Raw genomic sequence first — 15,780 nt, forward strand, 5'->3', positions numbered from 1 at the left:
CTATAAACAGTTTATCTTTCACATCTTTAATCTTATTTTGCACCTTGCTACATGTCGCGCTTTTTCCCGACATTTGTACAGATCACGTATAGATTGCACCCTTGTCAGAGTTACTCAATTTTAATTACCCGCCCGAGCCGGCCGTAGACCGCGTTACGCTTTTTGCTGATGTGATCCTGCCCCTGCCGTTGCCTAAACTATACACGTACCGCATCCCGTTCGAGATGAACGATGAAGTGCTGGTAGGCGTGCGGGTAATTGTGCAGTTCGGCGCTAAAAGGGTGTTGAGTTGTATAGTTGCTGAAATTCATGAGCAGGCCCCAGCCGATTACCAGGCAAAGTATATACTGGATGTGCTGGACGACACTCCTATAGTTACCGTGCCGCAACTAAAGCTTTTTAAGTGGATAGCGGATTACTATATGTGCACGTTGGGCGAGGTGATCAATGCCGCGCTGCCTTCTGCTTTAAAACTGAGCAGCGAGTCCCGGATACAGTTGCACCCGCATTTTAACCCCGAAGAAGACGATATTCCGCTGGCTGCTCAGGAAGTGAAGATCATTTATGCGCTGCAGCAGAACCAGGCCATGACCTTTACCGATATTGGTAATTTGCTGCAGGTAAAAAGCTATCACAAATACATTAAATCGCTGATACAGAAAGAAGCGATCATTATATATGAGCAGGTAAGCGATAAATTCTCGCCGAAAGTGGTGAAGAAAATTCGCCTGAGCGAGCATTTTGTGCAGGAAGAAGGCATGCTGGAAGAACTGTTCGAACAGTTGACCCCAAGGCCAAAACAACTCGACATTTTACTTAACTACCTGCAGAAAGTACCGGTGCACCAGGATGTAAACCTGAACTATAAAGGCATCGAGAAATCAGCACTTACCAACAACCCCCACCTTTCCAAATCATCTATCGACTCTCTTATAAAGAAGGGGGTGCTGGAGCAGTTCGATCAGATCATTTCCCGTTTCCCGGTCGATGATTCGCCACGCCAGCTGCCCATGAACCTTTCGGAGCACCAGTTGCAGGCCAAAGATGAGATACTGGGATTGTTTAAGGAGAAAGACACCGTGCTGTTGCATGGCGTTACGGGCAGCGGTAAAACCGAAGTATACATCGACTTAATAAAGCATGCCCTGGAAGGTGGTGGCCAGGTGTTATACTTACTGCCAGAGATTGCCCTTACTGCCCAGATCGTGACCCGCCTGATGAAAGTGTTTGGCGAAAAACTGGGCGTGTATCATTCCAAGTTCTCGGATAACGAACGCGCAGAAGTGTGGCAGGGTGTGCTTTCAGGTAGGTTCCAGGTGGTGGTTGGGGTGCGCTCAGCTGTTTTCCTGCCGTTCCATAATTTATCGCTGATTATAGTTGACGAAGAGCACGAAGCCAGTTACAAGCAATACGACCCTGCTCCGCGCTACAATGCCCGCGAAACAGCCCTGATGATGGCACATTTGCAGGGAGCTAAAACGCTGCTGGGTTCTGCCACACCATCTATAGAAACATACTATAACTGCAAAACCGACCGCTGGGGTCTGGTAACGATGCTAAAGCGCTTCGGCGAAGCACAGTTGCCGGACGTGGAACTGGTAAACACCCGTGAAGAGCAGCAGCGCAAAACTATGCACAGCCACTTCTCGAGTAAGCTTTTAGATGGAATTGAAGCAAGACTGAAGCGACAGGAACAGGTCATACTTTTCCAGAACCGCCGTGGCTATGCCCCTTTTATTTCCTGCGACGAATGCTCCTGGATCCCAAAGTGCCGCAACTGTGCCGTGAGTTTATCTTACCATAAATTCAGCGGTGAGCTGCGTTGCCATTATTGCGGCTACCACGAACGAATGCCATCTGATTGTCCTGCCTGTGGCGCTACTACGCTGAAAAGCATGGGCTTTGGTACCGAAAAGATTGAAGACGACCTTAAACTGATGCTGCCAAGCGCCGAGGTGCAGCGCATGGACCTCGACACAACTAAAAAGAAGAACAGTTACCAGCAGATCATCGCCGATTTTGAGAACGGCAAGACCAATGTGCTGGTAGGCACGCAAATGGTTACCAAAGGCCTGGACTTCGAGAACGTGAGTCTGGTGGGCATCCTTAACGCCGATAGCATCATCCATTTTCCTGATTTCAGGGCACACGAACGAGCATTCCAGTTATTTGTGCAGGTAAGCGGGCGCGCTGGTCGTAAAGGCAAGCCGGGTACGGTTATAATCCAGACCCGTGACCCGATGCAGGCTATTTTCCGGAAAGTGAAAAGCGTGGACTACGAAGCCTTGTATGCCCACGAAATTGAAGAACGGATGCGTTTTAGCTATCCGCCTTTTGTGCGCATGATAAAGGTAACGGTAAAACATGCTGATGAACGGACCTCTGAAAACGCAGCTATAGTTCTGGCGAAAGACCTTACAGACAGGTTGGGCAAGCAACAGGTACTGGGACCGGAGATTCCCTATATTTTCCGCATCCGCAACCTGTTCCTGAACGAGATCCACATAAAGCTTCCACGTGAAAACGTAAACCTGCGCACAGCCAAAGGACAAATTGCTATGGCCATTCAGCAACTATACCTGATGCCTGACTTTAAAGGAATAAGAGTGGTGGCTGACGTTGACCCGATGTAGAAAATTATTTTTGATCAAAACAGGCGTTTGTGAACCAGAAAGGCACTTTCAGAAAAAACTTTTGAAATTTTAAGCTTTTTGCACAATAAACTTAACCTTTCCAAAACAGCGGCGTATATATAGATACCTTTGGCTAAAAGTTGAAAACCTGAAATCTTAAGCATCTACCAAGAAACTTACAGATTTCAGGTTTTTTCTTTTTATATCCCTTTCCGTAGCCTGTACACATACATTATACCGGCCAGCAGAAACAAAACTCCCAGCACAATATTCATGGTGTCTCTATCTCCCTCAGCGTAGCGGTATGCATTCAGGGCGGCTGCAGCAAAACAGGCAACAGCCAGTACAATTTTAAAAGTGCGGTTATCTCTCATTATAGTCTAAGGTGCTTGGTGAAGTGTAAGCACTAAGATATACGTTTATAGCTAACAAACATAATACTTATAGCGCCATATAAAGCATTACAAAAGCTGTGATGAGCATGGCACCAACTATATTGAGTATCAATCCAGTTCGTACCATTTTTGCAATGGGCACTTGCCGGGTACCATATACTATAGCATTGGGCGGTGTAGCAACCGGAAGCATAAACGCAAAACTACAGGCTACCACTACGCCCAGCACCGGGTATAAAAGAGGCAACTCAAAACCTGTAAGCACGCCAATTATAATGGGCACAAAGGTTATGGCTATGGCAGTGTTGGAGCTGACTTCCGTCAGGAACAGTACCAGCAGCACAAGCGAAAACACGAGTAATAATGGCTGATCGGCCTGCAGCATGCCAGCTATTCCTGTCCCGATCATGTCGGCAAGGCCCGACGTAACTACCAATTGCCCCAAGGCCATACCACCGCCAAAAAGCAAAATCGTATCCCAGTCTATCCGTACCAGATCATCGGCTACCAACGTGCCTTCCCCGGGTTTGGCAGGAATCAGGAAAAGTAAAAGGGCTGCTAACAAGGCTACAGTGCTTTCGGCAAAATAAGTGCTCATAAAACTATAAGCCGCCTCCTGCCCTAACAGGTTTAAGAAACCTGGCAACAACCATAGTATAACCGCCAGAAAAAACACGCCCATTGTTACTTTAGATCCCCGGTTCAGTTTGCTTTGCTTTTGCTGGTTTTCTGTCACGTATTGCTCCACCACCTGCCGGTTATAGGTGCATTTTTTAAGAAAGTACCGCATGTAAAGCAACAGGAAACCATACATACTCACCGAGATCGGCAAAGCCATCAACATCCACTGCAGGAAATCTATAGTTATGCCCTGCTTTGCCAGGTAATTTACACCAATAAGGTTAGGCGGAGAACCGATAATAGTACTGATACCACCCACAGAAGCACTATAAGCCGTACCTAGCAGGAAATATAAAGCAGGACTCCGCTGCTCACCGGGTTGCTGAATAAGATGTGTTACGCCAATAATTAAAGGCAACAACATGGCCACCGTAACCGAATTGCTAACCCACATAGAGAGCACAAACGAAACAATAGAAAAGCCAAAAAACAACTTAAACAAGCTCTTCTGAAAGAACTTACGGGACAGGATAAACAAGGCGATCTGTTTGTCTAAACCATGGCGGGTCATGGCGCGGGCCAGCAAAAAGCTACCGATAAACAGCAGAATAATGGGGTGGCCCAGGTTCTGAAAAGCGGTTTCAATGTTGGCTACACCGGTAACTATAGCCAGCAGCACACCCGTAAAAGCGGTCATCGAGAGCGGTATAACTTCCGTCATCCAGAACACCAGGCAAAACACCATAATAGCAGCCACTACCCGGGCTTCGAAAGGTAATGCAGCAGCAAGCAGCCACACGGTGCCAGCCAGCAGGGGTGCAACTATAAGCCCGGTATTTCTGCGCGTAAAAGTCATTTCAGGATTAACGGTTTATACGCCCATAGCTTACGATTCGCTACTGTTTTATAAACTATAGCTTGATCTACTATTTATAATTGGCAGTAAAAAAGCTCCTCGAAACTGATCAGGAAGCTTTCTTTGGTGATCATTAAACTATAGTTCGTTACTGGCCAACCACAAATACAGCATTGCCGAACATCAGTTTACCGCTGTGCCAGAAACCACGGAACAACGGGTTATCGGCCATGTAAATTACCTGTCCGTCGCCCATTGGCTGTGCACCCAAAATCAGGGCATCTTGCAGTTTTTCTTTTATAGACGAGCCTACAAAGCCAGTTGTATAGTTGTTCTTTTTAAGCACACCTATATTCCAGCCTTCTTTCAGGTACTCGAATGTGTTTGATGAACGGATAAGTGCAAAGTACGTATCGCCGTAACCAAATGCCAGCGGGTGGGTTTTATCCAGGTTTACACGGAATACGCTGCCCTGCACTTCTTCAGCCAATGCTTCGCGCTCTCGGTCGCCGTAAGTTTTCAGGTATTGGTATGGGTTTTCATCCTTTTTTTCTTTTGCCTTTTCTTCTTCGGCCTTATCAGCTCCCTTTTTCTTCAGCTCAAAATCTTTTTTACCCACCAGGAACGCGGCAGCACTTTCCATTGCGATCAGTTTACCACCACTTTTCACCCAGCTTTTTAGCTGCTCCAGTGTGTGTTCATCCAGTACTTTACTATAAGAACCCGACGGAAGAATCAGCACATCAAACTCCTGCAAAGGCACATTTTTAAAGTAAGCCGTATTGATGGCCGTAACGGGGTAATTGATCTGCTGTTCGAAGTAATGCCACACTTCGCCAAATGCATAAGGTGATACGCCTTCGCCGGTCATCAGGGCAATTTTAGGCATTTTAAGGTAACGCACGGATCCAGAACCAAAATCAGCGCCGCTGCTTACAAAACCAGTGGCCGTTGCAACCAGGTCTATAGTTTGCTTTTGAGCCAGATCACGAACTATAGTATCAAATTTTTCCCCTAATTTCTCGTTTCCGGTGCGGGTAATGATGAGCGTGCCAGCCGCGTACTGCTGTTTGTCTGTTTCGAACGCTTTTTCGGCCATGCGCACTTTTACGCCCTGCTTCATCAGTTCCGTCAGAAACCTAAGGTCCTGCAGATTGTTCCAGCGCACCAGGTAAGCATAAGGTTTTTCTATAGTTGGCGTAGCTACAGTTGGGGTAGTTTGCTGCTTGTTCTGTGGCTCCAGTTTCTTTTTAAGCGCATAGGCCTGAACGCCAAAAGCATATGGCATAGCCCAGGATGTAATATCATAAGTCAAAGAATCTTCCAAAGCAGCATTTGGCTCAAACAACACTTTTACCAGCGTAGACTTCGGCTGATACATACTGATCACTACATCCTTCTCTCCTACTTTTACATTCTCTTCTTTGCCGGTGCTATAGTTAAAACCGCGGCCCGATGTATTTTTGCCAGCTGTACCATACTGTATCTGCTGACGGTCCAGGTAATCGGTGAGTGCTTTTACATTGCCTGCTCCGTTACCATCTGCTTTTATTACAAAGGCTTTATAGTCTCCGCCCGGTTTGTTCAGGTTGTCCTGGTAATACTTTCTGAATTCTTGTTTTATCTGGTCGGCTTTCTCGGAAGTAGCCTGCATGGTTGCCATGCTTGCCGCTACGTGGTGCGCAATTCTGTCGGTTAGGGTTAGTGTATCGCCGCTTTGTGTTTTTATGGCTAAGCCCGCTCTGCCCGATCCGCCCTGCTCGTAGGTCATGCCGATGGCGCCGTTAAAGGTTGGCCAGGTATCGCCGTAGCTTGGGTAAAACAGGTCGAAACTCTCGCGGGTAAAATAGAGCCAGTTGTTCTTATCAAAATATTGACGGTTATAGTCGCCTATGGTGTTCTGGAACTGGCGTTGCCAAGGCGTTATGCTCTCGTGAAAAGGCTTTGCTGCCGGCGAAAAATAGTATGGTGCCTCTACTCCCATCTCATGAAAATCGGCATGCACCTGCGGCAGCCAGTTGTTATAAACCGCCATCCGTTGCTTCGATTCTATCTGTGTTTGCCAAGCCCAGTCGCGGTTCAGGTCGAAATAATAGTGATTTGGCCTGCCACCCGGCCATGGTTCGTTATGTTCCCAGGCATAAGGCATCGCGTTTCCGCCCTGCGCTGCTGCCTGCTTGTACCATTGCACATAACGCTCGCGCCCGTCGGGGTTTACACAAGGGTCAAGTATCACTACGGTATTCTTCAGCCAGTTCTGGGTTTGCGTATTGTTAGGGTTTGCCAGTTCGTAAAGCACCTGCATCACCGCTTCCGTACTCACCGATTCGTTGCCATGTATGTTATAGCTCATCCAGACTATAGCCGGTTGGCTGCCCTGCAACTGCCCTTGCTGCACACCTGCCAGTTTCAGATTGTTTTCCCTTATCTCCTCCAGTCTGGGTAAGTTTTCTTCTGATGCCACGTAAGCCAGCACAAGTGGTCTTCCTTCGTAGGTCTTGCCGTATTCTTGCAGCTTAATGCGTTTAGGAGCCTGTGCCGCCAGGTAGTTTACATAGTCGAGCACGCGGTTGTGGAACGTAAACTGCTGCCCAAGTTTATAGCCCAGGAACTGCTCTGGCGTCTGGATGCTTTGCTGCGCCTGCACCATCTGCGCACTCAGCCAGATCAGCAAAAAAGCGGATACCCACTTAAAAGAGTTTCTCATGTTATAAGATGTGATAAGGGAAGTAACTGAACGGGTAAAATTACTGATTTTTCGCAGCAATAATGCCTTATACTTTATTCCTCAGAACTGGTTTGTATACTTATAGTTCGCTTTCGTAAATTATAGGTATGTCGCAACAAAAACGTATAGTCCGGGTATTTTTAAAACTTCTCTATAGTTTAGGGATTTTGGTATTGCTAACTATAGTTTTAGTTCTCGTTTTTAGCATTTTGCCTGTTAATAACGGCTTTGCGCAAACCCAGCAGGAAGATCATATCGAAATCTATATCGCATCCAACGGCATCCACACTGACTTAATATTACCCGTTGCAACCCCTTACATTGACTGGCGCGACAACATAGCTTTGCAGCATTTTGCAGGAGCAGACAGCAGTTTTACACACATCGGTTTTGGCTGGGGCGACCGTCGCTTCTACATGGAAACCCCCGAGTGGAGCGATCTTTCCTTAGAAGTAGCCCTCTCTGCCATGTTTTGGCCAACCCCATCGGCTATGCACGTCGAATATATCCGAAGGCCCTTAACTCCAAACAAGCACCAACGCCCGATCCGGGTTACGCCGGAGCAATACAAAAAGCTGGTTACTTATATTTATAGTTCATTCCAAAGCAGAGATGATAACTTTTTGCTTATACCTGGCAAGGGCTATAGTTCTACCGATAATTTTTACGAAGCCCGCGAGAAATTCTATTTCCCGAAGAACTGCAACAACTGGGTAAACGGCGGTTTAAAAGCTGCCGGACTCAAAGCTGCCTTCTTCGCACCATTTCCTTATGCAGTTATGCGGCACTACAGGTAATTGCCGGTTAGTATCTATAGTTCTCAACTATAAACAGGATTGGTATAAAATGAAAAAGACGGGTAATATACCCGTCCCTTTCTGCTTTAAACCCTAATAGTTTATTTCTTCATTAATTTAAAATTCGTTGTGATGCCATTCAGGCGCGTTGTAACGATGTAGATACCAGCCGGCAAGCCTTCACCGAGATCCAGGGCCGCAGAGCTTCTGCCTTTCGCCACTTCAATCGATCTGGTCAGCAGCTTCCTGCCCATCAGGTTGGTCAGCGTCACTTCCATAACAGCATCCTTCTCTGAATCCACATCCAGCTTCACTTCACGCTCAAATGGGTTAGGATAGACAAACACGCTGTTCACAACATCACCAAATATCACCATCTGCGGACCATAGTAAGCAATCTGACCATCCGAATCGAGCTGTTTTAATCTGTAGTAGCGTGTTCCGAACTTGCCATTTTCCTTATCTACAAACTCGTAAGTCTGTTTGATAGAAGTGTTGCCATTCTTGGAAGCCACAAACTGTAACTGTCTGTAGTTCACACCATCCTGCGACACCTGCACCTCAAAGCCTTCGTTATTCTTCTCTGATGCCGTAGCCCACGTCAATACTGCAAAATTATCTCTGCGCACCGCTTTGAAGTAGATAAGTTCTACTGGTAGTGGGGTGATTGGGCTGTTAGTAAAGTATTCTGTAAAGGAGTAACACACTTCAGGTGAAGTAGTAACCACAGCCTTGATTTCAAAAGGTTCATCTGTAGCTGGTGTCATTGTATACTGTATACCAGACCCAACTGAAGTTCCCCAATCTGTAGAACCTAAACTTCTTATGTACCAAGATATTAACCTAACATCCGTTGGATTTACTTCATGTGTTAAAGTGAAAATAACAGGCTCGTTTATCTTTATAGGATCTTTATCAGCTGTTACAAATCCATTCGCTATAATTGGATCCTTCGCACTTACTGTTCCGGATGCCGATACACTAGCACACATTTTACTATCTGTTACTACTACACTGTATGTACCAGAAACCGATGTTTCAAAGCTGGCCACACTTCCAGGATCTGATACACCACTTGGTACGGACCATGCATAAGTGTAAGGCCCTGTTCCATTTTCTACTGTTGCAATTACTCTGACAGGAGATCCTTTACATGTTTGCGGACTGTTAACTGTAACAGTTGGCAGCGGATTTATAGTTACTACACTGGTTGCGGCCACACTACTTACACAAGATTTGCCATCTATAACTGTAACAGTATAGTTACCGGCTACTGTTGTTTGGAAGGAAGCAACATTTCCAGGATTTGTAGCCCCACTTGGTACAGTCCAGGTAAAGGTGTAAGATCCGGTTCCGTTTGCAGGAGTTGCGGTAACTGTCGCAGGTTGCCCTTCACAAACAGTCGGGCTGTTTACTGTAACAGTTGGCAACGGATTAGCAACTACAGTGGCACTTCCTGTCATCAGTTGTGGGCAGGCAGCAACAGGCGGATTACTCGTTGTGTTACTTATAGTTGTGGCTCTAACAGTATAAGTTCCGGCAGCAGTTTTGTTACCAAAGCTCAACGCTGCACCTGTACCGGCTACTGGAGCCCCAGTTGCCACATTATTAAGTAATAGTTGGTAACTAATACCTGTCTGTGAACCACTTAAACCTACCGGTATACCAGTTGCACCAGTAGTAGTGCAATACTCACCGCCACCTGTTACTGTAAATGCAGTTGGCAGCGGCGTTACATACACGTTTATAGTTCCGAATTCTGCACAGGTACTTCCACTCGCTGTTGTTGGCCGCACCGTGTAAACGCCTGCTGCTGTCTGGTTGCCGAAGCTGATTGCACTACCAGTACCTGCAACTGGTGAACCTACTGGGTTTCCATTAAGTAGTAACTGATATGATACTCCCTGCTGTGAGCTGGCAAGCCCTACAGGAACGCCTGCACCACCCGCGCAATAAGCACCACCACCTGTCATGGCCTGTGGTATCACCACATTTATAGTTACAGTATTAGACCTGTTGTTGTCTCGGCATTTATTTATTTGATGCTTTTCTATATCAGTCATGAATCGCAGGTATACCTGGTCCCCATTTATAAAGCCGCCTGCAGGTCCACTGCTTGTTATTGTGTAAGTATAAGTACCATTGAAAGGCTGACTTCCCAACACTACATCTCCCCTTGATAGCACAAATTCAACAGTTGTATTTGCAGTAGCCCAATCAAAAGCACTATTAAGTGTTGCTGTAAATGTAACCGAACCATTCTGGCATATAGGGTTAGGAACTGCAGTTAAACTAGCCTCATATCCCGGAAGCTCTGCACTATACATTCTGTTTGATTGCAGGTTGGTGATCCCCAAACATTGTGGCAATTTCACATATACGTGGTAATAGTCTTGTGATGATAAACCCGCATCTGTAGTAAAGTACTTATCATTCTTTCTATTTACCTCGTGGTTTTTGCCCCACTGATACACATCTCCATTGTCTACAACTGTAACTACTTTAGACTCCAATCCAGGTTTAACTATCGGCTGGAAGAACCTGTATGCCAGATTTTTTATAGACTGAGGTGTATTTGCCGGGAAAGGATATGCCATGTTTGCTTCCGGGAAACTTGAGCTTCCTGTTGGCACTGCACTACCATCTGAATATACAGGCTGACCATCTGCATCCACTAAGTATGGATAAATCACATCCCCTTCTTCCAGATCTCTGTAAATTGTAGTAGTATATGTCACCTGCATACCACGGCAGAAAGGATGCGGGTTCGCTATAATTACTGCCCTGTAAGTTGAGCGTTTAACTATAATTGTCTTCGTAACTTCTCCTGTACATCCGTTTGCAGTTACTGAATACTTTATAGTTACAGGTAATGAGGTAGTGCTTTCTGGCACTCCGTTAAAAACAGTACATGGATTAAACGAGTTACCTGAAATTCCTGGCCCTGAAAAAGTTCCGCCAGCAGGTGAACCAGCTAGTGTTTTAGCTCCCTCCCCGGAATATACTACCTGGTTATCGGTCAAACCTGAGAAAGTTGGTTGGGGTTTAGCTTTAACCGTTACCGCTACATTCTGGGTATTGGAACAACCATTTGCAGCTATTGTATAAGTATAAGTTACTACTTTATCCGTGGTTGTTGCATTAACCAACACTTCGCTGATGGCGCCTGTACCTGTTGCTGCAGCATTGCTAATACCAGTAACTGCAGCCCTGCTCCAAGAATAAGTTGCCCCCGCAGTGGCCCCTGTCGGATTATAATTAAACGCAGCACCACTGCATATAGCAGCAGGAGTTAATGAGCTTGTTAACTTAGGCGTTGGATTAACTGTAATTGTAAATGATTTCTGAGAAGCAGAGCAGCCGTTAACCGATGCATTTACCGTAACAGTAGTAGTTACAGGAGAAGAACCATTGTTAGTAGATGTGAAGGTCGGTATGTTTCCAGTACCCGATGTTCCGAAGCCTATATTTACTGAGGAAGTCCAGGTTAAAGCAGAGCCTGCTACAGAACTTTCAAAGTTAATCGCGTTTACAGTTTCCCCATTACAATATGTTTTGTTGGCGATAGCTGTAATTACTGGTGTAGGTTTTACAGTGTAAGTAACTTCATCAGTAGTGGTACAACCATTTGTAGTTACAGTAAGCAACAGTGTAGCTTTACCCACTCCGGTTATATCCACAAAATTATTATAAATCCAGGGGTAAGCTAAATTAGTTACTGAAACGCCTGGATCTGTACTTTTAACAGTCCATTTAACTTCTGTACCTGCTTCACTACCGTTACCGCTAGCTTGACGCCAGAATCTCGTTGAGGTTGCCCCAGCACATAAAGCCTGATCCGGACCAGCATTTGCAATTGGATAAGGATATACAGTCAGTGTAATATCTTTTGTAGCATCGGCACAGCTGGCAACAGTACTGCTGGAAGTTAACCTAACTGTTACGGTACCTATACCAGCTATGGTAGCCTGTGTATTCCCTGTATTTGGGCTACTGAAGTTGCTTAATGTTGCCGTGCCTGTAGAGCTTACCACACTCCATTTCGGAGTACCGTTTGTTGCTGTACCTGTTAAGTCAAAAACAGTTGTATTGTTATCACTCACACATTTAGCCAATACAGGTGCTGAAGCGGTTACTGTTGGTTGTGGGTTAACAACTATAGTTGTAGCAGTAGCAGTGGTTCTAACACAACCAGTCACTGAGTTTGTAACTCTAACAGTATAATCACCGGCTGTAGTTGCTGTAAATTGTCTGTCTGTGCCTCCACTCGTTATGGCTGAGTTATTTCTGAACCATTGATAAGTATAGTTTGCATTAGCTGGCGCACTTAACACAACTGATCCGCCCTGGCAGAAGGTTGTAGCCCCACCTGCTGTAATATCAGCAGTAGGCAATGGATTAACAGTTAATGAAACAGTGCTATTAGCTGTAGTACAGCTTGAAGCAGTGTTTGTTGTACGAAGTGTGATTGTGCTTGATCCGGTTCCGGTAGCAGTTACAGTTGCTGTTGCTTTGCCAGTTGAAGGATTATAAACTGCATTACTAATAACAAAATTCGAATTTGAAGAAAGCCACTGTGCAGTACCTCCTGAGAAATCACCGGTAACGGAGAATGTAGTTGTATTTCCAGCGCCTAGGCACTTCGCCTCGTTATTGCTTGTAATGGCAGCTTCCGGCTGAGGCAATACCGTTACCTTAACCTTTGCAGACATTTTAGAGCAGTCTTCTACAAGGTTTGTTACTTCAACTTGGTAATCACCGTTTTCAGTTGCAGTATATGTTTCACTTGTTGCATCAGCGATTTCAACGTCATTTTTAAACCACTTATAAGTATAAGGGTTCTCAGCATCAGGGGATTTGTTGGCGCTTAATTTTACACTACCACCCTGGCAGAAAGTGCTTGAACCTGTTAAAGTGATATTTGCCTCAGTTGGAATTTCTGCTACAATTACACTAAGTGTTTCTGATGTTTGCTGGCAACCGTTTTGGTTTGTAACTACCAGGTAATAGTCACCTGAAGTAGTGGCTACATAATCTTTAGACATGCCAACTTCAGTATTACCAGCCGCATTGTACCATTTATAAGTAAATGTATCTCCACTTGGCAAAGTGGTAGGCACTAACACTACAGAATTACCTTCGCAGAATTGAAGCGGGCCGGTAGGTGTAATGCTTACTGTTGGCAGCGGATTTACTGTAGCCATTACTGCTACACGCGTGCTTTCGCAACCTGTAGTAGCATTATAGCTGCTGGCATAGTAAATCGTGGTAGCTGTAAGGTTAGGTGTAGTATAGTTAGAACCCGTAGCAACCGGGGTTCCTCCTGAAGATGCAGTATACCATCTTACTGAAGTTCCGTTCGCTCCAACTGTAGCTCCTAGGGTAACTGCTCCCTGGCCACAAACTTCATCACCCATTACGACAGGCGTAGCCGGTGTAGAGTTTATAGTAACAGCTTTCGTAGCAGTGTTTGCACAACCATTACCATCTGAGTAGGTATATTCAATTGTATAATCTCCGGCGCCTAAAGTAGCTGGATCTAAAGAAGCACCCGAAGCTACTTCGTTTCCTGCTTTAAGTATTCTGAATGAGCCACCTGCTGGAGAACCTACAAGTGTTACGGCAGGGTCTGAAGAGCAGTAGGCTGCTGATAGAGTTCCTATACTTACTATTGGCAGTGGGTTTACTGTGATCGTGACAGGATCTGAAGTATTAGCACATCCGTTAGCTCCCGTTACTGTTAGCCGATAAGTTCCGGCTGTTGTAACAGTATATGTTGGCTGATCACTTCCTACAACGTCGTATCCTATTCCATCAGCTTTTTGTTTAAACCACCTGTAGGAATAAGAGTCTAAATTTGCGGGATTTATAAAGGCTCTGAGTTCTAAACTACCACCCGTACAGAAACTATCGCTATCACGCTCAATTACTGCCTGCGGGGTTGGCTTAACATCAACTTCTATGGATGTAGAACTAGACACACCACACGCGTTTTTGGCACTAACACTTATAGTTACCTTACCTGAAGTAGGCACAGTTGGCGAGAACCTAACAACAGCAGGATTATTGGTAGGCACTAACACAGTACTACCAGCCGATGATGTCCAGTTATACTCTGTATAACCGGCAGGAGCTGTATACAATACGTCATTACCAGCACACACAATGCGTTCTCCAACTATATCTGCAGCTTTTAAAACTGGCCTTATTACTAAGGTCTGCTCATTTGAATAGTTATCGCTCGGTGGTCCTGGATTTAGTATTTTAAGACTAATGTTACCAGCCGTAGCAAGGTCAGAAGTTAATAGAGCTACCTGCAGTTGCGTTGCGCTTACAAACGTTGTTGTTCTGTTAATGCCATTTACCTGCACAATTGAGTTCTTTTCGAAATTTGTACCTGTAAGTGTTATAGTTGTACCTGCAGCACCTTCTGTGATACACGCTGTAGGCGCATTAAGTGTAGGTGTTTTGCTGTTTACATTAAATGCATTACTTGTAGCCCCCCCTAAGGATGTGGTAGTTGCAGCCAAAGTATAACCTGAACCGGCTGCATCAATACTTAAACCAGGAAAAGTTGCTACACCGTTAACTGCAGCAACTGTTTTTGTTCCGCCTAAAACACCATTGCTTCCTGCCGGGTTATTACCTATTGCTATAGTTACGCTTGTATTGTTTCCTGTTCCGGTTGTAACGGTGTTATTGAATTGGTCTTGTATTAATACAGATGGGGATGGTGTAATTGAATTTCCTGTTTGTGCATTTGTAGGTTGCTGACCAAACGCAATTTTTCTTGCGGCTCCATGTGCATGATTTATATTTAACACATTAATTGGTGTTGGAAACAATGTACCGCCAGCAGTTATCGATACAGTTTCAGGCGCTGATGCTCCATTTGTAGCTATTAACCTAATACCACTTACAGTTATTTCTTCCTGCTTATTTGTTACAGCTCCTGAATAAGTTATAGTGATCTTTCCATTCGTTACAACAATGCTTGAAACACTAATTGTCTGTGAACCATTACCAATTTGGTTAGCTATAGTAGTAATACCGTGAGGCGTTGTTGAATAGAATTGCCAACCCGTAGGAGCATTAAGTTCTATAGTTCGGCTGCCAGCGCCAAAGTCTGCATCATTACCTTCTCTAAAGTTTATGGCACCTAAGGTTGTATAAGTTGGCGTTGTTAGTGTCGCATCAGCTGCAAAATCAGCTGAAATATTTACTGAACTTCCCCCAGTAACAGTTATACCTACCGCAGCCCTTAAATAAGCGGCTGAGATGATGAGTAGTAGAAGTGTAGCGGTAGCAAATGTGAATTGCTTGGCTTTGCTGACTTCAGAAATTAGTCGAGTAAAATTTTTCTTCATGAGTAAAGACTTTAGGGATTAAGCTGGGTTTGGGTTGTGTTGGGTTTGGAGCACCTTTGGTTTAAAGTAGTGCAGTGGAGTGTAACTCTTCTGAAAAGGCAATAAACAGCCTGACCACCCTATTTTTAAGGTGGCTTTTCAAGGGCTATAAGACAAATCTTATAGCGTTATTCTAAAAAATTGCAGTTTAATCAGGTGGCTGAAACGAAGAATTAAGATAATTCCCCTTGTTTGACCTATAAAATTGCACTAAATCAACAAAGTATAGATTCTGCATAATATTTTTTGGTTATAAGTACCAAATATTATTACAATAGTACATATTTTATGCATTTAGGTTACATCAACATTTAACTTTTTTTATCTATAATAGCATTAACACC

Annotated in this window: 6 protein-coding genes; 2 read left to right on the forward strand and 4 right to left on the reverse strand. The window is 44.8% G+C overall.

The window, feature by feature from the left end:
* Positions 1-101 precede the first annotated feature (101 nt).
* Positions 102-2,633 (forward strand): replication restart helicase PriA, encoded by a 2,532-nt coding sequence (priA, locus tag ABS362_RS00375; protein WP_350410019.1) that lies wholly within the window; start codon positions 102-104, stop codon positions 2,631-2,633.
* A 200-nt stretch (positions 2,634-2,833) separates the two neighbouring features.
* Here priA and ABS362_RS00380 read toward each other — a convergent pair whose 3' ends face one another.
* From ABS362_RS00380 to ABS362_RS00390, 3 genes are all read right to left on the reverse strand, one after another.
* On the reverse strand, positions 2,834-3,007 hold the full coding sequence (locus ABS362_RS00380; RefSeq protein WP_350410021.1) for a hypothetical protein: 174 nt from the start codon (positions 3,005-3,007) through the stop codon (positions 2,834-2,836).
* Between the two features lie 67 nt (positions 3,008-3,074).
* Positions 3,075-4,505, reverse strand: coding sequence for an SLC13 family permease (locus tag ABS362_RS00385; protein WP_350410022.1), 1,431 nt, complete (start codon positions 4,503-4,505; stop codon positions 3,075-3,077).
* Between the two features lie 148 nt (positions 4,506-4,653).
* Positions 4,654-7,212 carry a M14 metallopeptidase family protein gene (locus ABS362_RS00390; RefSeq protein WP_350410023.1) on the reverse strand — a complete coding sequence of 853 codons (2,559 nt, stop codon included), beginning with the start codon at positions 7,210-7,212 and terminating at the stop codon, positions 4,654-4,656.
* Between the two features lie 128 nt (positions 7,213-7,340).
* Here ABS362_RS00390 and ABS362_RS00395 point away from each other — a divergent pair, with 128 nt between their 5' ends.
* The gene (locus ABS362_RS00395; RefSeq protein WP_350410025.1) at positions 7,341-8,030 is read left to right on the forward strand and encodes a TIGR02117 family protein; all 690 of its coding nucleotides are present in this window, start codon (positions 7,341-7,343) and stop codon (positions 8,028-8,030) included.
* A gap of 101 nt (positions 8,031-8,131) precedes the next feature.
* Here ABS362_RS00395 and ABS362_RS00400 read toward each other — a convergent pair whose 3' ends face one another.
* Positions 8,132-15,397 (reverse strand): Ig-like domain-containing protein, encoded by a 7,266-nt coding sequence (locus ABS362_RS00400; RefSeq protein WP_350410026.1) that lies wholly within the window; start codon positions 15,395-15,397, stop codon positions 8,132-8,134.
* Positions 15,398-15,780 lie beyond the last annotated feature (383 nt).

It is taken from the genome of Pontibacter populi (assembly GCF_040278685.1).
Classification (GTDB): Bacteria; Bacteroidota; Bacteroidia; order Cytophagales; family Hymenobacteraceae; genus Pontibacter; species Pontibacter populi.